Raw genomic sequence first — 20,794 nt, 5'->3', positions numbered from 1 at the left:
GATAGGTAGGAACCCAGGATCATGAACGCACACCTTCAACCCACCGGCTCTGCCTACTTCATCTCTCCGGAAACGGCGGCCGTCGAGAGCCATACGCTCTCGGTGCTGGTCGATAACGAACCGGGCGTACTCGCCCGCGTCATCGGCCTGTTCTCCGGCCGCGGCTACAACATCGAAAGCCTGACGGTTTCGGAGACGGAGCATGCGGCGCATCTGTCGCGCATCACCATCGTCACCCGCGGCACGCCGCATGTGCTGGAGCAGATCAAGGCGCAGCTCGAACGCATCGTACCTGTCCATCGCGTGGTGGACCTGACGGTACGCGCCCGCGAGCTCGGCCAGGACCGGCCGATCGAGCGGGAAGTGGCGCTGCTGAAGGTGATCGGCAATGGCGAGACCCGCGCCGAGACGCTGCGCCTAGCGGACGCCTTCCACGCCAAGGTGGTGGATGCGACGATCGATCACTTCATCCTGGAGATCACCGGCAAGTCTTCGAAGATCGACCAGTTCATCGCGATCATGAAGCCGCTCGGCCTCATCGAAGTCTGCCGCACTGGCATTGCCGCGATGAACCGCGGCGGGCAGGGCATGTAAGGGTTACAGCCCGGGCAGGTGATATTGCTCGGGCACGTTCTTCGACGCGACAATAGATTCACCGATCTTTCTTCGATAGTACCACGGCCGCCATGTAAGGTTCGTGAGGTCTCGGATCTTTCGTCAAGCGGTGCTCAAATCGAGCAAACAGCTCATCGACAAACGTGGTCCGTTCGAGGGCGCGCGGCGTGATGCTGGCGATCGTCGGGCCGCTCCATGCCCGCGTCGCGTTCGCATGATGTTTGGTGAACGTCACTCTGTCGCCGCTGCTATCGCATTCCGGCCAGAACGGATCACTGACCTTAACCAGGTCGAGGTGTTCCAACGCCAGTTCAGCGAAATATCCGGATTGCCTGAAAGGAGCCTGAATATCCTCCAGGGATCGAAGGCCGATTGGTATCGTAATTTGCTCCTGCTCCCGTTGCGACAGCAAACCGTCTTTTCTCATGTCTCCGATTGCTGACCATAGTTCGCCGAGCAGCCATTCCCAGCCCGTGTCGGCTTCGGCGCGCGCCGTGAAGCCGGCCACGAGTTTCGCGCCTGGTCGCATCTCTCGTGACCGCTGCGTCAGAAAGCATTCCCAGTCGCGCGCTTGCTGCGCCGCGACAGCGGCGGCGACAGCCGGTGACCTGCTCATTCCCGCGAGGACATGATCTGCCGCTTCGATTTCGTTGGTGCTCATCCACTGCAACGCCCAGGTCGACCAGCCAAGATGCACTCGGCCAGGCGGAAGCAGCGGCGCGAAATATGATTTGCCGATCGCCAAAGGGAAAACATCGGCGGTTCCCGTCATGTAGCTGTCGGGGTCTGCGATCAGGGCTTCGAACAGAGATGAGAAATCGTTGGACGGAAGGTCGGTGTGGATGACTTCGATGGGAACGGTCGCCCCTGCATTCAAACGCAAAAGTTCAATCGCCTTTCGCATGGGGATCATCGAATTTCGGCCCTGGGAACAGCCGTAGTCGACGATGGTCACAGGACTTTCGCGAATGTCCACTGTCCGGCATGCAGCTTCCCATAGGGAAAGCAGAGCAGTAATACCGGTGGCCTGCACGGCGGAATGGCGATTGTAGAAACCGCCCCCTTGCATAGCCGCCAAATCATTTCGCGTCGGACCACCTGGCATGGGATTGCCTCGCTTGGTGTTGCCCAAAACTATCAGGCTTTCCCCGGCATAGCGAGCCAAATCCCCTGCGCCGCAAGGGATCAGAGCATCTCCAACGGCGTTTTCTTTGATGGCGGCGGGAAGGCGGCGTCGAGGGCTTCCCAGTCCTCGTCGGTGATATCGAGGGAGACGCAGTCGCGGTTTTCGCGGGCGCGCTCGATATTCGAAGTCTTGGGGATGACGAAGACGCCGTCGCGTTCGAGCAGGAAGGCGAGAGCCAGCTGGGCCGGTGTCGCCTGATAGGCCTTGGCGATATGGATCAGGTCGGGGTGGTGCAGGATGCGGCCCTGTTCGATCGGCGAATAGGCCATGATCGGAATGTTGCGGCTCTGGCACCAGGGCAGGAGATCGTATTCGATGCCGCGGCGGGCGAGATTGTAGAAAACCTGATTGGCGGCGACGTTCCGACCGCCGGGAACGGAGAACAGTTCTTCCATGTCGTCGGTATCGAAGTTGGAGACGCCCCAGGCACGGATCTTGCCGGCCGCTTTCAGCGTCTCGAAGGCTTCGACGGTTTCAGCCAGCGGATAATTGCCGCGCCAGTGCAGCAGATAGAGGTCGATGCGGTCGGTGCCGAGGCGTTCGAGGCTGCCTTCGCAGGCGGTGATCGTGCCGGTGCGGCTGGCATTCCAGGGATAGACCTTGCTGACGATGAAGGTCTCGTCGCGGCGTCCCTTGATTGCCTGTCCGACGATTTCCTCGGCGCCGCCGTCGCCATACATTTCGGCGGTATCGATCATCGTCATGCCGAGATCGAGGCCGGCCTTGAGACTTGCGATCTCTTCCTTCGCATGGCCGGCATCCTCGCCCATGCCCCAGGTGCCCTGGCCGAGCGCCGGCACTTCGGTGCCATCGGGAAAGGCGATGGTGGGGATGGGGTCGTCCATGTCCGTTCTAATCCTGTGCGTGCTCGATAGACTATCAGGTAATCCTGTCACCATGACAATCATGTTATGGTGACAGGGGTTTAGGGCAATTATGCTGACCTAATTCCAATAAGCCGCCACATTTCGACACGTGCGGCCCGGGGAGGGTTTCATGCCGCTGGATACGTTTCTGGCACTGCTGCTTTTTGCCTTCACGACCTCGATCACGCCGGGGCCGAACAATATGATGCTGTTTGCCTCGGGCGTGAATTTCGGCTTTCGCCGCACCATCCCGCATATGTTCGGCATCGGGGCGGGTTTCCTGTCGCTGCTGCTTGCCGTAGGTCTGGGGCTCGGGGCGCTGCTGCATACGGTGCCGACGGTCTATATCGCGCTGAAATTTGCCGGTGGCGCCTATCTCGTCTGGATCGCCTGGAAGATTGCGACATCGCGGTCGCTGAGCGAAGGCAAGAGCGGCGTGAAACCGATGTCCTTCCTCGGAGCCGCGGCCTTTCAGTGGGTCAATCCGAAGGCTTGGGTGATGGCGGTCACGGCGATGGCAACCTATACGAATCCGGAGCTTTATCTGATCAGCGTGCTGCTCGTCGGCCTTGCCTTTGCGACGGTCAATGTGCCCTCGGTTTCCACCTGGGCGGGCTTCGGTTCGGCGCTTCGGCAGTGGCTTTCCGATCCGGTGCGGCTGAAATGGTTCAACATCACCATGGCGGTGCTGCTCGTGCTCAGCCTGTGGCCGATGCTAAAATAGCGTCGGCTTTGATAGCATTAACAAGAGAATGCCTGTTACCGCGAAGAAGGCCGGAAAGCCGAAGGCGAACCAGACGCGGTAGAGGCTGAAATAGGCCGGCGGCAGGGCAGTGCCCGAGGCGGCTGCTGCGCGGGCGAGATTGCGCAACCGGATCTGGATCCAGACGACCGGCAGCCAGAAGATGCCGGTGACGACATAAAGCACCAGCGATAGCGCAATCCAGCTTTCCGTCAGATCCCAGCCGATGATGCGGGCAAGAAGATAGCCTGTCACCGGCTGGAGAATGGCGGCTGTGGCCGTAAAGACCGTATCGGCGATGACGACGGTGCCGGCGACATGGGCGATCAGGACAGGGTTAAGGGTGCGATGGGCCATCACCATGAAGAAGGCGATGCCGGCGCCGGTGCCGAAGAGCACAGTTGCGCCGACAACATGGGCGAGAAGCAGCAGTTCTGCGAGCATCAGCGTTCATCCAGGATGGCGAGTGCCGCAAGCGTCAGCAGCAGCGATGGCAGGATCTTGACGAGCGGCCCAAGCGGATCGAGCCAGAGCGCGGACTCCAGCATCGTGCCGCCCAAGAGATAGGCGAGGGAGACGACGAGCATGCCGAGGAGGGCGCGGCGGGCGAATGGACGCAAGAGGACTGCAGCGCCGAGCGCGATATCGATCAGGCAGGTGAGGACTGTCACCGTGACCGCAGCACCCGCGGGCATGAAGGGCAGGAAGTGAGCGCTTGCCTGCGCGGGGGCCAGAAGCGGGATGAGGCCGGATAGCAGCCAGAAGAGCGACAGCCCGGCAATGACCGGCGCCTTCAGGAGATAGAGGCGGGCAAACCATAGGTCCTGAACGCCGGAGGGATGGGCGGCGAGCGTCTCCGCAGCCGAGAGTGTCGGCAGACCCGAGGGCGTGGGGCGGTCCATGCGCACACCCTCGGACATGACGGTCATGGCGGTAGAGCGTAGCGGCGAGCGCCAGCCGAGATGGCCGGCAATATCGGCAAGCCATGAGACCGGCCTTGCGATTGCCGGCGGGATGGAGATGACAGGCGCATCCGGCAGGCCGAGCCAGGCGCGATGCAGTTTGACGAGGCTTGCGAGCGTGTGCCGTTCCTCAGCGGCGAGTTCGATATCGCTACCGGAGGGGAGTGCGCCGGAGATCGCGGCCGAGACGGCAGAGGCGACATCTTCGGCGGCGACGGTTTCGACCGGACTGTCGGCATGGATGAGCGGCAGGGCAAGGGGGAAGGATGCAAGCGCGCGCAGAAGTGCGGTGCCGCCGTGGGCATTGCGGCCGAGCACGAGGGATGGGCGCAGGACCACGTAAGGCAGGCCGGATGCCGCAAGCGCTGTATCGGCAGCACGCTTGGTGGTGAGGAAGGGCAAGTGGCTGCCGGCGCCGTCGGTTCGGGCCGAGATCTGGACGATGAGTGTCACGCCGGCTGGTCGCGCCGCTTGCTGGAGCGCGATCATTGCGCGTTGCTGGGTGGCTGCGAGATTGTCTGAAAGACCGTCCTGGAGGGCGCCGGCGCTGTTGACGACTACGTGCTGGCCTTCCAGCACGGCGGCCCAGTCGGCCACATTGGTCATCTTCTCCAGATCGGCCCGGATCCAGCGGATAGCGGGCTGGCGAACCCGTGCCCGGTCGGGATTGCGGGCAAGCCCGGTCACGGTGCAGCCGTCCGCAAGCAGCCGTGCTGCGATCGCCGAGCCGATGAAGCCTGTGGCACCGAGAATCAGGATGTTCATAGTGGGAGACTACCGAAAAACGGCATATCGAGCAGGGGGCGGCCGTGTAATGCCCGCGTATCGCTCGCAAGAAACTGCCTCGCTTTCATGCCGGATGGCTCAGGCGATAAGGCGGGGATCGAGTTTGGCCATGGGAATAGCGCATTCGGTGACGATCCGCGCCGCCACGGACGGGTCGAGCGGCGGCCTGACGTGGAAGAAGGCAAGTTCCAACGCCAGGCCGATCGCGAAAGGTCGCCTGCTGATGGGCACGATATTTCGATCGAGAGCATCGGCCAACTTCGGCCACAGGCGGCGAACATAGGCAAGGGGCGTATCGCCTGGACGGTGTTCATCCATCAATCGCGGTATTCCGAACTGCGGATGTCCGATGGTTGAAACCACGTAACGAAGCGCTTCCATCGCCATCTCTTGCGAGATCAGAGCACCGGACCTTCTTGCCGCGCCGTATGTCAGGTTGAGCAGGGAATCATGGTTTTCCAGAAGGAAGGCGTTCGGCAGATTGCCAGTATAATAGCGGGAGCCATCCTCGGTTTCCATGGCGATGAGATCAGCGTCGTCGCTGAGCTGTCCGGCGGAAGCGATATCAAAGGCGGTGAGGACGCACGAAAAACCGCCAACCGATCCCAGGGCTGCGAACAGATCGATCGAATGAACATTGCCGTCGGTCGCCATTTCCTGAATCACGTGGTCGAGCAGGGCGCGTGCAACCAGCCCCGGGCTCTGCACGGTATCTTCGGTCTCACGCCGGCGCGGATCGGCAGAGGCCGAGCTGTCGGCAAGGCTCTCCATCTCCTCTCGCGGAGGGGCGGACGGGGGCGCGGGTGGCCTGGTGCTGCGGCCGAATGTCGGAACTTTCATGTGTGCGATGTTGAGATGAAGCCGTTAACGTTTGGTTAGGATCACGGCGAAAAATAAGGAGTTGCTTAATTAGCTCCATCTTCAACCTTTGCCGATTGCATTCATTGGGGCACTTCTTGGCGAGAAATACGCTTGGCGGTCCTCCGATCGGCGCATAAGATCGAGCGCTCTACCCTGGAGAGCGCCATGCGGCACAGAGACGACCACGCAGATCATGACCACGATCACCATGATCATCACCACGACAACCACTATTCGGACATGCAGGCGCGTGTGAAAGCGCTGGAAACGCTGCTGACGGAGAAGGGGCTAATCGATCCGGCGGCGATCGATGCGATTGTCGAGACCTATGAGACGAAGGTCGGCCCGCGCAATGGCGCGCGTGTCGTTGCGAAAGCCTGGAGCGATCCGGATTTTGCCGAATGGCTGAAGCGGGATGCGACGGCGGCGATTGCGAGCCTTGGCTATACGGGTCGGCAGGGCGAGCATATGCGCGCTGTCTTCAACACGGCTGACACGCATAACCTCATCGTCTGCACGCTCTGCTCCTGCTATCCGTGGTCGGTGCTCGGCCTGCCGCCTGTCTGGTACAAGGCGCCGGCCTATCGCTCACGCGCGGTCATAGATCCGCGCGGCGTGCTTGCGGAATTCGGGGTGACGCTGCCTGAGAGCAAGAAGGTTCGCGTCTGGGATTCGACGGCGGAACTGCGTTATCTCGTCATTCCCGAGCGGCCTGAGGGGACCGAAGGCATGGACGAGGAGGCGCTTGCCGATCTCGTCAGCCGTGATGCGATGATCGGAACGGCCATTGCTGGCAGCCCGAAGGTCTCGGCTGCCGGCACAAAGGTGCCGGCGTGAACGGCCCGCACGATCTCGGAGGCCAGATGGGCTTCGGCCCCGTCGCGCCCGAAACGAACGAACCCTATTTCCATGCCGAATGGGAGAAGCGGGCGCTCGGCATCACACTGTCCTGCGGCGCTTTCGGCGCCTGGACGATCGACGAGAGCCGGCATGCGCGCGAAAGCATTCCGCCGGCCGATTATCTTGCGGCGAGCTATTACGAAATCTGGATCCGCGGCATCGACATGCTCCTGGAACGCCATGGTTTTGCGAGCCGCGAGGAGCTGCTGTCCGGGCACAAGCTGCAGGATGGCGCGGTGCCGAAGCGGGTGCTGAAGGCCGATATGGTATCAGGGGTGCTCGCCAAGGGCGCTCCCTGCGACCGGCCGGTCGAGACCGCGCCGCTTTTCGTTGTCGGAGAAGCGGTGAAGACGAAGAATTTCAATCCGGCGAGCCATACGCGGCTGCCGCGTTATGCGCGTGCCAAGACGGGCGTGATCGAGGCGGTGCAGGGTTCCTTCGTCTTTCCCGATGACAACGCGCATGGCAAAGGCGAGAATCCGCAATGGCTCTATACCGTCGTCTTCGATGGCGGCGAGATCTGGGGCGAGGGCGCCGATCAGTCGCTGACGGTCTCCATCGATGCCTGGGAGAGCTACCTTGAGCGTGTGTGAGATCCCGTCTCAACTGGCGCAATCGCCGGGTCTGCCGAAGTCGCCGGAGGGTGATCCTGTTTTCCCCGAACCCTGGGCGGCGGAAGCCTTTGCCATGACCGTGCAACTGCATGAGAAGGGTCTGTTTGCCTGGAGCGAATGGGCGGCGGTCCTGTCCAGGGAATTGCATAAGCCTGGCCGGGCCGAGGATGGCAGCGATTATTTCGACTGCTGGGTGGCGGCTCTTTCCGATCTGCTCGTCAGCCGCGGTGTGGCGGATGCTTCCGCCATTCTCGACCTGCAGAAGAGTTGGCAGCGGGCGGCGGAAGCGACGCCGCATGGCAAGCCGATCGAGCTTGCCAACGATCCCCAGCGCTGAGATTACGGCCTGACGCTATCGATCGAATTTATCGAAAGGCACACGCTCAAGTTTTATATTTATGCAAGGAATCACGGCGATGATGCCATCGCAAACCCAGCTGATTCCCGCTCAGGCATGACGCCCGGTCAAACCTGCACATTGCGCCCATGATGGTCGAGCACATGCGCACGAGGACCATGCATGACTTCGATTTCATCGACCAATGAAGCCGCCTTGCTGATCCTTCAGCAGAGCGTTTCGCCTGTGAATTCCACCGACGCCAAGAAGACCGATGGTGACAATCTGGTGGCGATTGCCCATGGCCAGCCGGTCAAACAGACATCCGGCATGAGCCCGCAGCCGACGGCCGCGCAGTCCAAGATCTCGGATGCCTTGTTCAGCGTGAACGATCGAAGCGTGACCCAGATGAAGCTCGATCTGATTGACCGCGCAGGCGAAGCGCTCGGCGTGAAAAAGAGCGACTATGCATCGATGGATGCGTTCGTCGCTGCGACGAAAAAGGCATTCTCGGATCTCAAGAGCAAGTCGGACGGGGCGCAGGCCATTGCCAAGATCGAGCGCGATCTCGGTCTGGATAAGCTCGGCATCACGCTGGAAGACCTTATCGACGGCGCTGATGATCCAGACAAGAACGACAAGGTCACGCAGGCCTTGAAGAAGCAGCTTGCCGAGGGTGCTGAGGGCGGTTCCATGCTCAAGCAGGATGAAATCGGCCGCTACCAAGTCGTATCGGCCTGATCGCGTAGTCTGCGTGCAGTTCTCCTCTTATGACGGGAACTGCCGGTAGCATTCCTCGGCCACCTTGCGCAGCATGTCGCGTGAGATCTCGCCCGTTACCGCATAGCCGAGTTCGCCATCGATCCAGTAAAAGGTCTCGACGTCGTTGGCGGAGGCGAAGCGGAAGCTTGTCGTCCTGTTTTCCTTGTTGCGGCCGACGATGACGGTGAGGCGTTCGCCGCCCTGGTCCTCATACATGAACATGGCACCCGGCCTGTTATCGACAGGCAGCAGGCGGCCGCCGACAAGGCGGAAGCCAAGGGATTTCAGGTCCGGCACTTTGAGATCGGGGATTGCCAGCCGCTTGCCGAGCCAGGTCGCCAGATGTGCTTCCTCATTGGCGAAGACCTCGACCGGGTGGCGCACTTCGCCGGCATAGACGAGGAAGGCGGTTTCGGCCTGCTTCGGCAAGGTCTCGGATTCGGCCAACTGCAGCGGCGGGCGTTGGAAGAGCGGCGGGATGAAGCGATCGCTGACGGCGCCAAGCGCGAAGAGCATGACGGCGGCAGCGGCAAGGGCAGAGCGTGTCTTCCAGGGGGAGGCAGTGTCAGCCGGTGCCACCATCCGGAGATCGGTGTCGCGGCTCTTCTCATAGCCTGAAAACAGGGACTTGATGCCGGCATTCTGCGCCTGCCAGCCGGCGACCATGGCGGCTTCCTCGGGGTTTTCGGCGAGGTAGGCTTCCACGCGGGCGCGGGCGGCCTCCGGCAATTGCCCATCGGCAAAGGCGTGCAGGTCCGCTTCGGTCACGGTGGGGTTGGTCTCGTTCATTTCGGTCTCCGAAGCGTAATCACATTATCGGCTTTCATATGGTCGCTCATGCGCTGGCGTGCGCGCGACAGGCGCGACATGACGGTGCCGATCGGGATGTCCAGCATGGTTGCCACTTCATGATAGCTGTAGCCTTCGATGACGACGAGCATCAGGACGGCGCGGTAGTCTTCCGACAGACTGTCGAGAGCCTGTTCCAGCCGCAGGCGCTCCAACGGATCGGCCTGGGCATCAGGACCGGCAAGTTCTTCGACGGCGTCGAGCTCGACAAGCCGGTCGCGGGGGCTGGCGCGGCGGGTGTTGCGATAGAGGTTGGTCATCGTCGTCAGGACCCAGCCGCGCAGGTTGATGCCGCGCCACTGGCCGCGCCGGGCCAGAACCTTTTCCACGCAATCCTGAAGCAGATCCTCGCCTTCGACATCCGAGCGGGTGAGGCTGCGGGAATAGCGCCGGAGCGAGGGAAGGAGGGCCAGGATCTGGCCCTCGAACGTATCGGGTGAGGGGGGCTTCACGCTGGCCTCATCAGGGCTTGGCAAGATCCCAGGAGCCGCCTACGCCGTCGCCGGTGATGTCGCCGGACTTGGTGTCCTTCACCCAGTAATAGAGTGGCATGCCGTCCTTGGCCCACTGCTTCTTTCCATCCTTACGTTCAACGAGTGAGTATGCACCATCGGCCTTGGCGTCGCTAGGAGCAAGGAAGGGCGGCCAGTTGGTGGCGCACTTGTCGTAGCAATTCGTGACGCCCTTTTCGTCCTTCTTGTAGGTGTAGAGCGTCATGCCCTTTTCACCGGCAAGAACCTTGCCCTTGGTCGTTTCGACGGTGGTGACCGCGGGGGCGGCGAAGGCTGCAGTGGCGGTGGCAGCAACGACTGCCAGCACGGACAGGAATTTCACGGACTTCATGGTCTCTCTCCTCGGGTTGGGCACGCATTTTTGCGATACCGGAGATGAGACACGGCAGGCGTCCGTTTTATTCCCGTTTCTCTTTCAAACGTCAGTTCGGATTGAAAACCACATAGCAGTCCCGTCCGGCAGCCTTGGCGCTATAGAGGGCGCCATCGACGTTGCGCAGCAGTTCGCGGCGGCGGCGGCCACCTTGCGGGGCGAGTGCGGCACCGATGCTCAGGCGGGCGAGGATCGTATTCCCCTCGATGGTGAAGGGGCTGCGGAAGGCCGAGAGCAGGCGTTCGGAGACGGAGACCAGCGCTTCGGTGTTCGGCGGGTTCGGTACGAAGATCGCAAATTCGTCGCCGCCCATGCGCACGACGATGTCGCCGGAGCGGATGACCGAACGGATGCGGTTTGCCGCCTCGCGCAGCACCTCGTCGCCGATATGGTGGCCGAGCGTATCGTTGATCGACTTGAAGCCGTCCATGTCGAGATAAAGGGCGCCGAAGGTCTGGCCGGAGGCAAGGGCTGATTCCAGCGCGCGGTCGACGATGGCATCGAGTGCGGCGCGGTTGAGGAAGCCGGTCAGCGGATCGGTCATGGCCGCCGTGCGCAGGCTGCTTTCGGCAAGGCCCATGACGAAATTCGCCTTCTGCAGCCGCAGAAGCGCGCTCGCGACACGGGCGAAACGGCGAAGATTGGCTGCCTCTTTTTCAGTGAAGAGGCGCGGCTTCTGATCGAGAATGCAGAAGGCGCCGATGACCAGTTCGTTTTCCAGTTCCAGCGGTGCGCCGGCATAAAAACGGAAATGCGGTGGGCCTGTCACATAGGGCGCGGCATTGAGCTCCGCATCCTGTTCCAGATCGGGAACGACGACCATGTCGTTGGCAAAGACGACACGGGTGCAGAAGGAAAGGTCGCGCGGGCATTCCGAAAGCTGCATGCCCGCTTCGCCGGCGATGCGCAGCCAGTCCTCGTCGACGATGTTGACGGCGGCATAGGGCATTGCGAATGCATTCTTGGCGAGCTCGGCAAGTGCTGCAAGCTCCGGCGTCGGGCTGCTGCTGATGGCGCTCAGCGAGCGCACGGCAAGCAGTCTCTGCGGTTCGTTGACTGGAATTCGGACAGTCTGTCCCATTCGAATCTCCGCCTCTTTGTCATAGACAGGAGCTAAAGTGGCGCTCTTGCCAATCTCCGCAAGAGCTAAAATTCACCAGCGTTAACTGGCAGTTGCCGCAGGCGGCGTCGCGGCGAGCCGTGCTGATGACGCTTGCGAGGCTAGGCAGGGCAACGGAAAGGTTCTAGTGTCGGCCCGCCTGCGTGACTGGCGAGACAGATGGAGAACCATCGGGAAGCGCAGGCTGCCGATGCCGCTCGCCTGGGCACCAAAATAACCCCTGTAACCTGTGCCATGCCCATGCAGATAGAAAATCCCCGCCTTATCGAAGCCCTTTCGCAACTTGATCAGCTCACCAACTGGGAACAGCGTCCACGCGGCGAAATGCGCGTCGGACTGGAGCCGATCCTCGATCTCTCCGCCCGTCTAGGCGATCCGCACCGCGCCTTCCGCTCGATCCATGTGGCGGGCACCAAGGGCAAGAGTTCGACTTCGGCGCTGCTCGAAGCAGGCTTGCGCCATGCCGGCATTTCCGTCGGGCGTTATGCCTCGCCGCATGTGGAGCATATTTCCGAGCGTGTCAGCCTGAATGGCCAACCGGTCGAAGAGGCTGTGCTCGCCGAGGCGCTCTTCCTGGGGCTCGATGCTCTCAAGGCCGCAAGGGCGGAAGGGACGGCAGCGGAAGCTGCAACATGGTTCGACATACTGACAGCGGCCGGTTTCCTGATTTTCCGCGATGCGGGCGTTCAATGGGCCGTGATCGAGACGGGTCTCGGTGGCCGGCTGGATTCAACCAATATCGTCGACAGCGATGTTTCCATCATCACCAATATCGGCCTCGAGCATACGGAGATATTGGGCAAGACACGGGCGGCCATTGCCTTCGAAAAGGCCGGCATCATCAAGCCGCGCTCGACCGTCGTTACGCCGCTCGATGCGGATGATGAAGCCGGTGCCGTGATTGCCAAGCGGGCAGCAGAGATCGATGCCCGTCTGATCCGTCCGGATTTTTCCGGAGCGTCGACGATTGCCGGGCGCAATGTCGCAGTCGCGGGTACCGCGCTCGATGTGCTCGGTGAACTTGGCGTCAAGGCGCGCGAGGGCAAGGTGGTCGGTGGATGGCTGATCGATGCCGATGCCGAGCGGGAATCGCAGTTGCCGGGACGGCTGGAGCGTTTCATCGTGCCTGTTGCGGGCAGGGGTGTTGCCGTTGCGCTCGACGGGGCACATGTGCCGTTCAATCTCGAAGCAGTGCTTGACGACCTCTCCGGCATGGAAGGATTTGTCGGGCCGGGCATTGCTGTCGTGGCGATCGCGGCAGACAAGGATGCCGCCGGGCTTCTCGAGGTGATGGGCCGCTACGGCGTCTCGCCGATCTTCACCTCGGTTTCCAATCGTTTCCGCTCTCCTGCCGAATTACAGACGCTTGCCGGTCAGATCGGTCTCGCGAGCGAGGTGATCGACGATCCGCAGACAGCCTATGAAAAGGCGCTCGAACGGGCAGCGGCCTCCGGCGCCTGGGTGATCCTGACGGGATCGCTCTATCTCGTTGGCTTGCTGCGCGAGCGGGTCATCAGCGAGGCTGCGAAGAGCTAGGTCGCTTCAAGGAAAATTCCGCCTTGCCTATGCCGGGCGAATCCTGCCAAGTCGCTTCCATGCAATTCGCCCCACAACAGGATGAAGCCCTGAAAGCCGTTTCGAACTGGCTGAAGGAGGGCAGGTCGCCGCTCTTCCGTCTGTTCGGCTATGCCGGCACGGGCAAGACGACGCTTGCCAAGCATTTTGCCGAGCATGTCGATGGCGACGTACTGTTTGCCGCCTTCACCGGCAAGGCGGCACAGGTGCTGCGCTCGCGCGGGGCGTCGAATGCCAAGACCATCCATTCGCTGATCTACCGGCCGCGCGGCGAGGAAGAGATTGCCGACGAGGAAACCGGCAAGACATCGATTGCGCCGATGTTTTCCATCAACCGCCAGAGCCCGGTCGCCAAGGCGGCACTGATCATCGTCGACGAGTGCTCGATGGTGGACGAGGCGCTCGGCAAGGACCTGATGAGCTTCGGCACGCCGATCCTCGTGCTCGGCGATCCTGGCCAGCTGCCACCGGTCACCGGCGGCGGCTACTTCACCAATCAGGACCCAGACTACCTGCTGACCGATATTCATCGGCAGGCGCGCGACAATCCGATCATCAAGCTTGCCATGCAGGTGCGTGAGGGCAACGAGATCATGTATGGCGACTATGGCAAGGCGCAGGTGATCTCGAAGAACGAGGTGACGCAGCCGCTGGTCATGGATGCCGATCAGGTGCTCGTCGGCACAAACAAGACGCGGCGGCGCTATAACCAGCGTTTGCGGGAGCTCAAGGGTTTTACGACCGAACATCCGCAGACCGGCGACAAGCTGGTCTGCCTGCGCAACGACCCGGCCAAGGGCCTGCTGAATGGCTCGCTCTGGCAGGTCATGACCTCATCCAAGGAAACGACCAAGCCCGGCATCAACCTGCTGGTCCGCCCCGAAGATGACGATATGGATCGTGGGGCTGCGAAGATCAAGCTTCTGAAGCAAGCCTTCGAGAATGTGGAAGGCGAGATCCCCTGGAACACACGCAAGCGCTATGACGAGTTCGATTACGGCTATGCGCTGACGGTGCACAAGGCGCAGGGTTCGCAGTGGAACAATGTCGTATTGTTCGACGAAAGCTGGGCCTTTCGCGATACGCGCGAGCGCTGGCTTTACACCGCGATTACGCGCGCAGCAGAGACGCTGACAATCGTTCGCTAAGATTGGCGTCCGCTGGAAACTGGCGTTTGTGCTCCTACAGGGATGCGGTGGCGGCCGCTGCCAAGTGATCAGGCCTGCACGATGCCGAGGAGAACCGCCTTGGCGATCGCCTGAAAGCGGTTGTTGGCTTGGAATTTCATGATGATATCGGCTTCCAGCGCGCGCGTTTCCTCATGCCTGAGGTCGAGGGCGCGGGCGATGCGCTGCGTCGAATATCCCTCGGCCATCAGCTCCAGGCATTGGCGCTCCTGATCGGTCAGGCTTGCCGGATCCCTGTTGTCGTTGATCGGCGGCAGGTCGAGGCTGCTGTCGTAATCGAGAAGGTCGCTCACCTGCTGCAGCTGCCGGTGCAAAGTCGACATTTCGGCCGTCAGTTCGCGCTTGCGTTGGGAGAGGGCCTCGCGGAAGATCGACTCGGCCTCTTCCTGGGAGGCCGCGCTGCGCAACACGTCCATCAATTCCTGGATGACGGCGATCGGCATGCCGGTTTCGCGGCAGACGGTGATGACCGCCATGCGCATGACATCATCCTGATCGTAAACGCGCATCAGACCGATGCGGTTTGCGGAAATCAGGCCCTTCTCTTCGTAGAAATGCAGTGTCCTGTGCGTGACGCCGAATGCGTTCGCCATGTCGGCGATCGGAACGGGACCTTGTGGGATATCCGGCGGCAAAGCGGCCGAAGGCAGGAACCGGTATTTTGACCGGGCCTCCGAAGCAATACCGGCGGCAGCAAACAAACGTTTGGAACCGTCTGGCATGAACCCTCCTGGGGCAGATAGTTGCACCTCATGCGGCTTTGCCAGTTGCTTCCGGAGCGCGGCGAGCGGGGTTTTCCTCTAGCGTTCTTATCGTTGGAAGAAGCAGTACTCGGCGTACTTACTCGTTACGTGGCGCCCACTTTATGCGCGGACGGGTTCTTTTGTAAGTGCTAAAAATAACCGTTTTTAAATGGGATAGCAATGTTGCGGCATCTCAATCCGCCTCTTGCTTGGTATGTGGTAAAATAAAACCACACGGTTCGTCGTCGCTGACGAATGATCTTCGAAGGGAACGGGAATTACTTTTTTCGGTACGCCCCTGACGTCGATCGTCATGGTGGGCGCGACTATCAAGGACAGGCATGAATGCATGTGCGAATCTCATTGGCGTTCGCGGACAGCTTGCCTTAAAAGCAGGACCAGTCGCCATCCCAGACGGATATTGCCATGCCCGCCAAACTCTCCGTGAACCTCAATGCTATCGCCATGCTGCGCAACCGGCGCGATCTGCCCTGGCCAAGCGTGGAAGGCCTCGGTCGCATCGCGCTTGCCGCTGGTGCCTCAGGGCTGACCGTGCATCCGCGGCCGGACCAGCGGCATATCCGCTTTTCCGATCTGCCCGTGATCCGCAATCTGATCGACGACGAGTTTCCGGAAGCCGAATTCAATATCGAGGGCTATCCGACCGAGGAATTCCTGGAGCTTTGTGCCAAGGCCCAGCCGGAGCAGGTGACGCTGGTGCCTGATGATCCCTCGCAGGCGACCTCCGATCACGGCTGGGATTTCCGCAGGCATCAAGCCTTCCTGACCGATGTCGTAGCGCGGCTGAAGAAGATGGGATTCCGTGTTTCGCTGTTTGCCGATGGAGATGGTGATGCTGAGGCGGTAAAGGCCGCGAAAGCGACGGGTGCCGACCGAATCGAGCTTTACACCGGCCCCTATGGCGGCTGCTATGATGCGCTTGAAAGGGTGGGGCCGATCCTCGAAGGGCTCGGCAAGACGGCGGATGCCGCACTCGCGCTCGGCCTTGCCGTCAACGGCGGCCATGATCTCACAGTGGAAAATCTTCCCGCGCTCGTGAAGCGCATTCCCGCTCTCGCCGAAGTCTCGATCGGCCACGGCCTGACGGCGGATGCGCTGCAATATGGCATGGCGGAAACGGTGCGCCGCTTCTGCCGGGCCTGCGGCCAGAAGATCTGAAAGAAGAGGCCCGCCCTCGGTGGATGTGGGGCGAGCCTTAGAGCGCCGTGCGTCCATTCGGACGCACAAAGGACGCTCTAACTCTTTGAATCTACGCATCAGGCTTTCCGAAAATCGATTCCGATTTTCGGGCCGATGCTGTAGGCCGGCTCAGGCTGTGAGCGCGGCCTTGTTGGCGACGAAGTAGTCCTTCAGCGACTGCGGCTGCTTGCCCGTCAGCTTCGTGAAATCGTCGGTGACGATGTCGAACTTGCCCGCGCGGGTATTGGCATCGGCCGAGACCAGCATGTCGGCAACGAAGCCCGGCAGGCCGGCGCCGCGGATGCCCTGGCCGAGCTGTTCGTCGGTGACATCAACGACATCCAGCGGCTTGCCGGTGGCTTCGGTGGCGATCACGGCAATTTCCTTCGGCGTCAGCGACTGCTTGCCGGTCACCGTGTAGGTGGCGCTGGCGGAGATGCCTGATGCCAGCACCGAGGCGATGGCGAGCGCGCAATCGTCACGCGAGATGGTCGAGATCCTGCCGTCACCCGCCGAAGTGAACCATTTTCCGGTCTGCAGATTGTGCGGCATGCTGTGCAGGTAGTTGTCGTGATACCAGGCGTCGCGCACGATCGTGTAGGGGATGCCGCTTTCCTTGATGGCGTTTTCGGTGCCGAGGTGGTCGGGCGCGAAGGTGACAAGCGAATTGTCAGGGGCCGGCATGGAAGTGTAGGTGATGTGCTTCACCTTGGCCTTCACGGCAGCGGCGACGGCAGCCTTGTGCTGGATCAGGCGCTTGCCGGGGGTGTCGAGGGCGTCAGTGCTGATGATCAGCAGGCGATCGACGCCGGCAAAGGCGGCTTCGAGGCTGCCGGCGTCATCGAAATCCGCCTTGCGGGTGACAACACCCTTGGCGGCGAGGCTCGAGAGCTTTTCCGGGCTGCGGGTCGCGGCAATGATGTTTGCAGGGGCGACCTTGTAGCTTTCGATCAGGTGATGGACGACAAGCTGGCCGAGCTGGCCTGCAGCGCCGGTGACGAGAATGGTTTCGCTCATGATATCCTCTAGTGGTTGACAGGTGGTCTCAAAAAGAGAGTAACACTAGAATAGGAATTGACTGGGTGCTGTAAAGAAGGCAGTTTTTCGGGACTTCGTTACCAAAAGGGAACCACCTCATGGCAGGCACAGTCGTCAATCTGAAGGCCAGAGCGCGCCAATCAAAAGGACCGGCCGATGGGCCGGGCGGCGCGCGGCGCGAGATCGACCTTGCCAGCCTGGATTTCACCAATTGCCCGGTCAGGGATATGATGCAGCAGATCGGCGGCAAATGGTCGACGCTGCTTCTGGAGGCGCTTGCCAAGCAGCCCTATCGCTTCGGCGAACTGCGCCGCATGATCCCGGATATTTCCCAGCGCATGCTGACCCAGTCGCTGCGCGACCTGCAGCGGGACGGCTATATCGAGCGGGAGGTTTTTCCGACGAAGCCGCCGAGCGTGGAATACCGGATGACCGATCTTGGCCGCTCGCTCTACACGGTGCTGTCGCAGCTTCTGAACTGGGCCGAGGCGAACCATGACGATGTTCGCGCGGCACGGCTGCGGTTCGACGCAGACGCTGTATAGAGCGCAATTCCGGACGCAAAACCGCTGCACGCTTTTGCTGGAATTGCTTTAGGGGATCAGGCGGTCGAGCCGCCTGACCTAGACTTGATTACTTCTCGCGGCCTTCCGTCAGGAAGAACAGGAAGGCGACTGCGGGGAAGCAGAAGCCGATCCAGGCCGCCATCGACCAGCCGCCCGTCGCATAAGCCCAGCCGCCGAGCGCCGAGCCGATGGCGCCGCCGGTGAAGAAGGTCGCCATGAAGAGGCCATTCAGGCGGCCGCGATGTTCCGGGCTCAGGCCGTAGATCGCACGCTGACCGCAGACGAGATTGGTCGTCACGCCGAAATCCAGCAGGATCGCCGCAGCCGTCAGCAGGATGAGTGCCATCAGCGAGCCATCGGTGGCGAAATGGCTGATGAGAAAAGAGCCCATGCCGAGCAGCATGGCGAGCGTCGAGGCGACCTTCGTCATGCCGCGGTCGGCAAGGCGGCCGGCGATCGGCGAGGCGATGGCGCCGGCGGCACCGGCAAGTGCAAACAGCGCGATGCCGTTCTGCGAGATGCCGAAGGCGGGGCTTGCGAGCAGCAGCGGCGCGGTCGTCCAGAACAGGCTGAAGGCGCCGAACATGCCTGCCTGATAAAGGGCACGGCGCTGCAGCACGCGAGAATGCACTGCAAGGTGGGTCATCGAGGCCAGCAGTTCGCCATAACGCAGCTTCGTGTGGGGGACGCGGACCGGCAGATTGGCGCGCAGCACGATGCCGAGCGCGATCATGACGGCGGCGGTGACGTAATAGACCATATGCCAGGAGGAAGCTTCGGCGACGAGGCTTGCGAAGGGGCGGGCGAGCATGATGCCACAAAGCAGTCCGCTCATGACATTGCCGACGACCTGGCCGCGCGTCGCGTCCGGCGCCATGCTGGCGGCGAAGGGGACGAGGACCTGGGCTGCGACCGAGGCCAGGCCGATACAGAGCGAGGCTGTCAGGAACATGCCCGGCGTGGAAGAGAAGGCCGCACCAACAAGCGCAAGTGCCGAGGCGGCAATCAGCGTCAGGATGAGGCGGCGGTTTTCAAAGAGGTCGGCGAGCGGCACGATCAGGAGCAGACCGAGGCCATAGCCGATCTGCGTGAGCGTGACGATGAGGCCGGTTGCGGCTGGCGAGAAGCCGAGATTGGCGCTGATCGGGCCTGCCAGCGGCTGGCCGTAATAGAGGTTGGCGGCGACGAAGCCGCAGGAGGCTGCAAAAAGGAAGGTTAGCCAAGGGGATAGGGCGCGGGGCGCGACCTTATCCGGCGTGGTGGCTGAAACGCTCATCAGAAACTCCAATAGGCAATGATCGGGAGGATTGAATGCAATTTAATCGTCTGCCGCCACCCGATCCCTGATCTGATGACGATATTTCGGTCGTCAAGTCACGAGCCGCATCGCGGCCTCGACTGTAGCCATCATCTCTTTCTCGCCGCGTCCCGTCCTCCCGATGACACGCAAGCCCTTGGTCAGGCAGAGAAAGGTGAGGGCCGTGGCATCGGCATCAACGGTTGACGGAATAGTGCCATCGGCCTGGCCGATGCGGATGAGATCGGCCATCAGCTTTTCGTCAGCGGAAAAGGCGGCGGCCACATGCTCTGCAGCTTCTTCGTCCAGCAGAGAAAGATCGTTTGCGCCGCCGACGACGAGGCAGCCCTTGAGGCCCGCTTCACCATGGGAAAGCTCGGCGTAATACGTGACCATCTGGAAGACCTTTTCGCGGCCGGTCTTTGCGGATGCGATCTTTGCCTCCAGCCGGCCGCGGCCGAGCTGACGATAGCGCTTGAAGGCGGCAAGGAAGATGCCGCGCTTGTCCTTGAAGGCCTTGTAGACGCTGCCGGAGGCAAGGCCCATGGCTTCGGTCAGTTCGCTGATGGAGGCGGCATGGTAGCCGCGCTCAGAGAAGACGCGCAGCGCAGCATCGAGTGCTGCGTCCATATCGAATTCGCGCGGGCGGCCGCGGCTGCGGGTTTTTACATCAGGTGTCAGGGTGTCAACGGTCATGCGCCTAATTAGGGAATGACCGTTTCCAAATCAAGTGAAATTTCTGCGACGCAGCAAGGTCAGAGATCGAGCACCCAGGTCTGGCCGTTGGCTTCCGGGCCGAACATGCGGTGTCTCTCCTCGGAGACAAGCCGGAAGCCGGCCTTTTGATAAATGGTGCGGGCGGTGTGGAGGAAGTCGTTGGTCCAGAGCGAGATCTGCCGGTATCGCTTATGGCGCGAGAAGGCGACGCACTCATCGACAAGCCGTTTGCCGAGGCCGAGACCGCGCGCGGCCTTGTCGACGTAGAGAAGGCGGAGCTTCGCAATGCCGTCGCCGCCATTGGTGATCAGCACGGAGCCGAGATTGATGCCGCCGCGCTCGGCGATCCAGCAATATTCCATCTCGGAGTCGAAATTGGCGAGGAACTTGCCAGCGACATCGGCGACCAGCCCTTCGAAGCGCAGATCCCAGCCATATTCCTCGGCATAGAAGCGCCCCTGGCTCTGGACGATCCAGCCGATATCACCGGCGCGATGCGGGCGGATGATGGCGGCTGCCGGTCTTGCCTGTGGATCGAGGATCGAGCGGATCGTGCGCATGGCGGCAACGGCGGCCTGCGGCTCGCCATCGGCCAGCGTGTCGAAGCGGGCGGCGATCTGGGCATTCGAGCGGCGGCCAAGCTCTTCGAACTGGCTGCGTCCCTTGCCGGTGACAGTAAGGATCTGGCTGCGCTGGTCGGCGGGATCGGGCGTCGCCTCGATGAAGGCTTCTTCGCGGAAGCGTTTGAGGATGCGGCTGAGATAGGCGGGGTCGAGCTGCAGGTCGCGGGCGAGAGCGCCGGCATTGACGCCATCATGGGCGCCGATCTCGAAGAGCACACGCGCATCCGTCAGCGTGAAGGGCGTGTCGAGATAGGCCTTGTTCAGCAGGCCGAGGAAGTTCGTGTAGAAGCGGTTGAATTCGCGGGCGGATTCGATGAGGGAAAGGTCGGTCATGGCAGGGTCTCCTGATGGAAACCCTGCTGC

Annotated in this window: 24 protein-coding genes and 1 riboswitch; of the genes, 10 read left to right on the top strand and 14 right to left on the bottom strand. The window is 61.7% G+C overall.

The features are described from left to right. Positions 1–21 precede the first annotated feature (21 nt). Positions 22–594: an acetolactate synthase small subunit gene (ilvN, locus tag AB8B33_RS14250; RefSeq protein WP_113323364.1), complete on the top strand. Its 573-nt coding sequence runs from the start codon at positions 22–24 to the stop codon at positions 592–594. A 58-nt stretch (positions 595–652) separates the two neighbouring features. On the opposite strand, the gene AB8B33_RS14245 is transcribed toward ilvN, so the two are convergent. Both AB8B33_RS14245 and AB8B33_RS14240 read right to left on the bottom strand, forming a co-directional pair. Beyond that, positions 653–1,747 carry an SAM-dependent methyltransferase gene (locus AB8B33_RS14245; protein ID WP_439015890.1) on the bottom strand — a complete coding sequence of 365 codons (1,095 nt, stop codon included), beginning with the start codon at positions 1,745–1,747 and terminating at the stop codon, positions 653–655. Positions 1,748–1,800: 53 nt separating this feature from the next. Then, positions 1,801–2,646 carry an aldo/keto reductase gene (locus tag AB8B33_RS14240; RefSeq protein WP_439015889.1) on the bottom strand — a complete coding sequence of 282 codons (846 nt, stop codon included), beginning with the start codon at positions 2,644–2,646 and terminating at the stop codon, positions 1,801–1,803. A 151-nt stretch (positions 2,647–2,797) separates the two neighbouring features. Here AB8B33_RS14240 and AB8B33_RS14235 point away from each other — a divergent pair, with 151 nt between their 5' ends. Next, a complete protein-coding gene (locus tag AB8B33_RS14235) occupies positions 2,798–3,391 on the top strand; it encodes a LysE family translocator (RefSeq protein ID WP_439015888.1) in 594 nt (197 codons plus the stop codon). Here AB8B33_RS14235 and AB8B33_RS14230 read toward each other — a convergent pair. The 3 genes from AB8B33_RS14230 to AB8B33_RS14220 form a co-directional block, all read right to left on the bottom strand. Further along, on the bottom strand, positions 3,383–3,853 hold the full coding sequence (locus AB8B33_RS14230) for a DUF2269 family protein (RefSeq protein ID WP_310387561.1): 471 nt from the start codon (positions 3,851–3,853) through the stop codon (positions 3,383–3,385). The two genes, AB8B33_RS14235 and AB8B33_RS14230, sit on opposite strands and share 9 nt — an antisense overlap. Next, positions 3,853–5,136, bottom strand: a complete 1,284-nt coding sequence (locus AB8B33_RS14225) for an SDR family oxidoreductase (protein ID WP_439015887.1) — start codon at positions 5,134–5,136, stop codon at positions 3,853–3,855. The genes AB8B33_RS14230 and AB8B33_RS14225 overlap by 1 nt, the downstream gene beginning before the upstream one ends. A gap of 99 nt (positions 5,137–5,235) precedes the next feature. Next, a complete protein-coding gene (locus AB8B33_RS14220; protein ID WP_439015886.1) occupies positions 5,236–5,928 on the bottom strand; it encodes a hypothetical protein in 693 nt (230 codons plus the stop codon). 255 nt (positions 5,929–6,183) lie between these two features. Between AB8B33_RS14220 and nthA the strand changes: the two genes are divergently transcribed. The 4 genes from nthA to AB8B33_RS14200 all read left to right on the top strand — a co-directional run bounded on the left by nthA (position 6,184) and on the right by AB8B33_RS14200 (position 8,610). Continuing rightward, a complete protein-coding gene (gene nthA / locus AB8B33_RS14215; RefSeq protein ID WP_439015885.1) occupies positions 6,184–6,855 on the top strand; it encodes a nitrile hydratase subunit alpha in 672 nt (223 codons plus the stop codon). Beyond that, positions 6,852–7,511: a nitrile hydratase subunit beta gene (gene nthB / locus AB8B33_RS14210; protein ID WP_113323357.1), complete on the top strand. Its 660-nt coding sequence runs from the start codon at positions 6,852–6,854 to the stop codon at positions 7,509–7,511. Before nthA ends, nthB begins: the two co-directional genes overlap by 4 nt. Then, positions 7,498–7,869 carry a nitrile hydratase accessory protein gene (locus AB8B33_RS14205; RefSeq protein ID WP_439015884.1) on the top strand — a complete coding sequence of 124 codons (372 nt, stop codon included), beginning with the start codon at positions 7,498–7,500 and terminating at the stop codon, positions 7,867–7,869. Before nthB ends, AB8B33_RS14205 begins: the two co-directional genes overlap by 14 nt. 183 nt (positions 7,870–8,052) lie before the next feature. Further along, complete coding sequence (locus AB8B33_RS14200; RefSeq protein ID WP_439015883.1) at positions 8,053–8,610, top strand: hypothetical protein; 558 nt, start codon at positions 8,053–8,055, stop codon at positions 8,608–8,610. A gap of 27 nt (positions 8,611–8,637) precedes the next feature. Here AB8B33_RS14200 and AB8B33_RS14195 read toward each other — a convergent pair whose 3' ends face one another. The 4 genes from AB8B33_RS14195 to AB8B33_RS14180 all read right to left on the bottom strand — a co-directional run bounded on the left by AB8B33_RS14195 (position 8,638) and on the right by AB8B33_RS14180 (position 11,446). Further along, positions 8,638–9,420, bottom strand: a complete 783-nt coding sequence (locus AB8B33_RS14195) for an anti-sigma factor family protein (protein WP_439015882.1) — start codon at positions 9,418–9,420, stop codon at positions 8,638–8,640. Next, complete coding sequence (locus AB8B33_RS14190; RefSeq protein WP_439015881.1) at positions 9,417–9,932, bottom strand: RNA polymerase sigma factor; 516 nt, start codon at positions 9,930–9,932, stop codon at positions 9,417–9,419. Before AB8B33_RS14190 ends, AB8B33_RS14195 begins: the two co-directional genes overlap by 4 nt. A 10-nt stretch (positions 9,933–9,942) precedes the next feature. Further along, entirely contained in the window at positions 9,943–10,323 is a 381-nt protein-coding gene (locus AB8B33_RS14185) for a COG4315 family predicted lipoprotein (protein WP_439015880.1), read from the bottom strand. 91 nt (positions 10,324–10,414) lie between these two features. Further along, complete coding sequence (locus AB8B33_RS14180; RefSeq protein WP_113323351.1) at positions 10,415–11,446, bottom strand: sensor domain-containing diguanylate cyclase; 1,032 nt, start codon at positions 11,444–11,446, stop codon at positions 10,415–10,417. A 172-nt stretch (positions 11,447–11,618) separates the two neighbouring features. Further along, positions 11,619–11,699: riboswitch (ZMP/ZTP riboswitch) on the top strand. Positions 11,700–11,719: 20 nt separating this feature from the next. Between AB8B33_RS14180 and AB8B33_RS14175 the strand changes: the two genes are divergently transcribed. After that, a complete protein-coding gene (locus AB8B33_RS14175; RefSeq protein WP_439015879.1) occupies positions 11,720–13,021 on the top strand; it encodes a bifunctional folylpolyglutamate synthase/dihydrofolate synthase in 1,302 nt (433 codons plus the stop codon). A gap of 59 nt (positions 13,022–13,080) precedes the next feature. After that, positions 13,081–14,208, top strand: a complete 1,128-nt coding sequence (locus AB8B33_RS14170) for an ATP-dependent DNA helicase (RefSeq protein ID WP_113323371.1) — start codon at positions 13,081–13,083, stop codon at positions 14,206–14,208. A gap of 68 nt (positions 14,209–14,276) precedes the next feature. On the opposite strand, the gene AB8B33_RS14165 is transcribed toward AB8B33_RS14170, so the two are convergent. Then, entirely contained in the window at positions 14,277–14,969 is a 693-nt protein-coding gene (locus AB8B33_RS14165) for a MerR family transcriptional regulator (RefSeq protein ID WP_007817771.1), read from the bottom strand. A 447-nt stretch (positions 14,970–15,416) separates the two neighbouring features. Between AB8B33_RS14165 and AB8B33_RS14160 the strand changes: the two genes are divergently transcribed. After that, on the top strand, positions 15,417–16,169 hold the full coding sequence (locus AB8B33_RS14160) for a pyridoxine 5'-phosphate synthase (protein WP_310387543.1): 753 nt from the start codon (positions 15,417–15,419) through the stop codon (positions 16,167–16,169). A 150-nt stretch (positions 16,170–16,319) separates the two neighbouring features. Here AB8B33_RS14160 and AB8B33_RS14155 read toward each other — a convergent pair whose 3' ends face one another. Next, positions 16,320–17,207, bottom strand: coding sequence for an SDR family oxidoreductase (locus AB8B33_RS14155; protein WP_439015878.1), 888 nt, complete (start codon positions 17,205–17,207; stop codon positions 16,320–16,322). A gap of 119 nt (positions 17,208–17,326) precedes the next feature. Between AB8B33_RS14155 and AB8B33_RS14150 the strand changes: the two genes are divergently transcribed. Further along, positions 17,327–17,773 (top strand): winged helix-turn-helix transcriptional regulator, encoded by a 447-nt coding sequence (locus tag AB8B33_RS14150; protein ID WP_113323347.1) that lies wholly within the window; start codon positions 17,327–17,329, stop codon positions 17,771–17,773. Between the two features lie 88 nt (positions 17,774–17,861). On the opposite strand, the gene AB8B33_RS14145 is transcribed toward AB8B33_RS14150, so the two are convergent. The 3 genes from AB8B33_RS14145 to AB8B33_RS14135 form a co-directional block, all read right to left on the bottom strand. After that, a complete protein-coding gene (locus AB8B33_RS14145; RefSeq protein WP_439015877.1) occupies positions 17,862–19,070 on the bottom strand; it encodes an MFS transporter in 1,209 nt (402 codons plus the stop codon). 93 nt (positions 19,071–19,163) lie between these two features. After that, positions 19,164–19,787: a TetR/AcrR family transcriptional regulator gene (locus AB8B33_RS14140; protein WP_439015876.1), complete on the bottom strand. Its 624-nt coding sequence runs from the start codon at positions 19,785–19,787 to the stop codon at positions 19,164–19,166. Positions 19,788–19,846: 59 nt separating this feature from the next. Further along, complete coding sequence (locus AB8B33_RS14135; protein ID WP_439015875.1) at positions 19,847–20,764, bottom strand: bifunctional helix-turn-helix transcriptional regulator/GNAT family N-acetyltransferase; 918 nt, start codon at positions 20,762–20,764, stop codon at positions 19,847–19,849. Between the last annotated feature and the right edge of the window lie 30 nt (positions 20,765–20,794).

The sequence above is a fragment of the Rhizobium sp. 768_B6_N1_8 genome, from assembly GCF_051811225.1.
GTDB lineage: Bacteria > Pseudomonadota > Alphaproteobacteria > Rhizobiales > Rhizobiaceae > Rhizobium.
The sequence above is the reverse complement of the archived record's forward strand: the minus strand, read 5'-3'. Positions and strand labels throughout refer to the sequence as shown.

What these genes read in the sequence shown, in the direction of transcription:
- ilvN (WP_113323364.1), top strand. Translation starts at nt 22, where the DNA reads ATGAACGCACACCTTCAACCCACCGGCTCTGCCTACTTCATCTCTCCG.
- AB8B33_RS14240 (WP_439015889.1), bottom strand. Translation starts at nt 2,646, where the DNA reads ATGGACGACCCCATCCCCACCATCGCCTTTCCCGATGGCACCGAAGTG.
- AB8B33_RS14235 (WP_439015888.1), top strand. Translation starts at nt 2,798, where the DNA reads ATGCCGCTGGATACGTTTCTGGCACTGCTGCTTTTTGCCTTCACGACC.
- AB8B33_RS14230 (WP_310387561.1), bottom strand. Translation starts at nt 3,853, where the DNA reads ATGCTCGCAGAACTGCTGCTTCTCGCCCATGTTGTCGGCGCAACTGTG.
- AB8B33_RS14225 (WP_439015887.1), bottom strand. Translation starts at nt 5,136, where the DNA reads ATGAACATCCTGATTCTCGGTGCCACAGGCTTCATCGGCTCGGCGATC.
- AB8B33_RS14220 (WP_439015886.1), bottom strand. Translation starts at nt 5,928, where the DNA reads ATGGAGAGCCTTGCCGACAGCTCGGCCTCTGCCGATCCGCGCCGGCGT.
- nthA (WP_439015885.1), top strand. Translation starts at nt 6,184, where the DNA reads ATGCGGCACAGAGACGACCACGCAGATCATGACCACGATCACCATGAT.
- AB8B33_RS14200 (WP_439015883.1), top strand. Translation starts at nt 8,053, where the DNA reads ATGACTTCGATTTCATCGACCAATGAAGCCGCCTTGCTGATCCTTCAG.
- AB8B33_RS14195 (WP_439015882.1), bottom strand. Translation starts at nt 9,420, where the DNA reads ATGAACGAGACCAACCCCACCGTGACCGAAGCGGACCTGCACGCCTTT.
- AB8B33_RS14185 (WP_439015880.1), bottom strand. Translation starts at nt 10,323, where the DNA reads ATGAAGTCCGTGAAATTCCTGTCCGTGCTGGCAGTCGTTGCTGCCACC.
- AB8B33_RS14180 (WP_113323351.1), bottom strand. Translation starts at nt 11,446, where the DNA reads ATGGGACAGACTGTCCGAATTCCAGTCAACGAACCGCAGAGACTGCTT.
- AB8B33_RS14175 (WP_439015879.1), top strand. Translation starts at nt 11,720, where the DNA reads ATGCCCATGCAGATAGAAAATCCCCGCCTTATCGAAGCCCTTTCGCAA.
- AB8B33_RS14170 (WP_113323371.1), top strand. Translation starts at nt 13,081, where the DNA reads ATGCAATTCGCCCCACAACAGGATGAAGCCCTGAAAGCCGTTTCGAAC.
- AB8B33_RS14165 (WP_007817771.1), bottom strand. Translation starts at nt 14,969, where the DNA reads ATGCCAGACGGTTCCAAACGTTTGTTTGCTGCCGCCGGTATTGCTTCG.
- AB8B33_RS14160 (WP_310387543.1), top strand. Translation starts at nt 15,417, where the DNA reads ATGCCCGCCAAACTCTCCGTGAACCTCAATGCTATCGCCATGCTGCGC.
- AB8B33_RS14155 (WP_439015878.1), bottom strand. Translation starts at nt 17,207, where the DNA reads ATGAGCGAAACCATTCTCGTCACCGGCGCTGCAGGCCAGCTCGGCCAG.
- AB8B33_RS14150 (WP_113323347.1), top strand. Translation starts at nt 17,327, where the DNA reads ATGGCAGGCACAGTCGTCAATCTGAAGGCCAGAGCGCGCCAATCAAAA.
- AB8B33_RS14145 (WP_439015877.1), bottom strand. Translation starts at nt 19,070, where the DNA reads ATGAGCGTTTCAGCCACCACGCCGGATAAGGTCGCGCCCCGCGCCCTA.
- AB8B33_RS14140 (WP_439015876.1), bottom strand. Translation starts at nt 19,787, where the DNA reads ATGACCGTTGACACCCTGACACCTGATGTAAAAACCCGCAGCCGCGGC.
- AB8B33_RS14135 (WP_439015875.1), bottom strand. Translation starts at nt 20,764, where the DNA reads ATGACCGACCTTTCCCTCATCGAATCCGCCCGCGAATTCAACCGCTTC.